Raw genomic sequence first — 1,643 nt, 5'->3', positions numbered from 1 at the left:
CCAGCAGCACCGTGTCCGGGTACATCAGGTCGATCTCGCGGCGCACCCGCTTGAGGAAGCCATGGCTGGCGGGGTGTTTCTCGAGGGTCGGGCCCTCGGCCCCGTGCAGGTCGGGGGTGGCCTCCTGCCACTCCGCCTCGCTCAGCTCGCCCTCGGACAGGCTGAGCACCGGGACGGGCCTGCCGCCCTCGGGGTCGCCCAGGACGATCACCTCGGTGGCTCGCCGGATGCGCTCCAGCAGGATCGACTCCAGGGCGATGGAGCTGGTGCCGGGGATCAGGTCGACCTCGCGGTCCTGGAGGCGCAGCGCACCGGTGCGCGACTTCACCCCGAGGTCGCCGGTGTTCCACCAGCCGTCCCAGTCCTTCTCCTGGGCCCGGTCGTCCTCACCGAGGTAGGTGAGGCAGCGCCCCTTGGTCTTGACCAGGACCACACCGGCCTCGCCGGCCGGAACCCGCTTGCGGGTGTCGGGGTCGACGATCCTGACCTGGGTGATGAAGGGGATCGGGCGGCCGACGACGTTGGTGACGGGGTCGAGCGCCCCCTCGTTCTTGCGGATCTGCTTGCGGGAGTAGACGGCCATGGCGACCGGTCCGGTCTCGCTCTGCCCCCACACCTGTCCCCACACCGGCCGGCGCTGGTCGGAGGCGTCCATGAACGCCCGCACGGTGGGCGGGTGGATCGCGTCGAAGGTGTTGACGAAGAACCGGACGCGGCTGAACGCGGCACGGTGTGTCTCGGTGAGGTGCTCCCAGCGCTGGAAGATGTTCGGGCAGGCCTCCAGCACGGTCGGCCGGTGCTCGCTGAGCATCTCGGCGACCAGGTCGGGCTCGTTGCCGCCGAGAATGACGACCTTCTTCGGCGGGCGGGCCAGCTGGGCGAAGGTCCAGGTGATGGCGCGGCCGTGGACGAAGGCGATGCAGGAGGCGAAGACGTCGTCGGGCCGGATGGACAGGCCCGGCAGCGGCATCGTCTCCAGCTTGGTGAGCACGCCGAGGAGGGTGTTCGGGGAGTGCACGACCAGCTTCGGCACACCGGTGGTGCCGGAGGTGTGGGTGCAGATCATCGGCTCGTGGTCCGGGCGCAGGTTCATCGCCGGGATGTCGGCGCCGGCGAGCGAGGCCAGGCTGATCCCGCCGTCGGCGAGGGTGGGGTCGCCGTCGATGGCGATGACCTGGCAGCCCGGGCCGGTCAGCCGTACGTCCTGGGCGGCGGCCGCGCCGAGCACCGAGCCGGAGGCGACGAGCACCTTCGGCTGGAAGCGCTCCATGATCTTGGCGTGCACGTCGGGGGCGTTGGAGGAGGAGATCATCGCGGGCAGCGCGCCGATCCGGGCGGCGGCCGCGGCGAGCAGCACCACGTCGTGGTGGTTCTCCTTGATGATGGCCAGGTGGTCGCCGCGGCGCAGACCGGCCGCGTGCAGGCGTCCCGACATGTCGGCGACCAGGCGGGCCAGTGCGGCGACGTCGTACTCCCGGCCGCCCTCGGGGGCGATGTCGTAGGGGCGGTCGAGGTGCCAGGTGGGCGTGTTCGCGTCGGCGTAGTACTCGAACAACGCACCCAGGTTCTTGGGGCGTGGGGTCTTCTTCATGCTCTGCCTTGCCTTCCTGGGGGGTTCAGCGGATGACGAGCAGGTTGGCGAT

1 protein-coding gene is annotated in these 1,643 nt (G+C 70.7%); it reads right to left on the bottom strand.

Annotated elements, in window-relative coordinates; genetic code table 11:
• Positions 1-1,591 (bottom strand): class I adenylate-forming enzyme family protein (locus tag TN53_RS40480; RefSeq protein ID WP_052745410.1); only part of this gene is annotated, 1,591 nt, incomplete at its 3' end.
• Positions 1,592-1,643 lie beyond the last annotated feature (52 nt).

The sequence above is a fragment of the Streptomyces sp. WM6386 genome (assembly GCF_000972385.1).
Taxonomy (GTDB): domain Bacteria; phylum Actinomycetota; class Actinomycetes; order Streptomycetales; family Streptomycetaceae; genus Streptomyces.
Note: the sequence above shows the minus strand (reverse complement) of the source record. Positions and strands in the feature narration are given on the sequence as shown.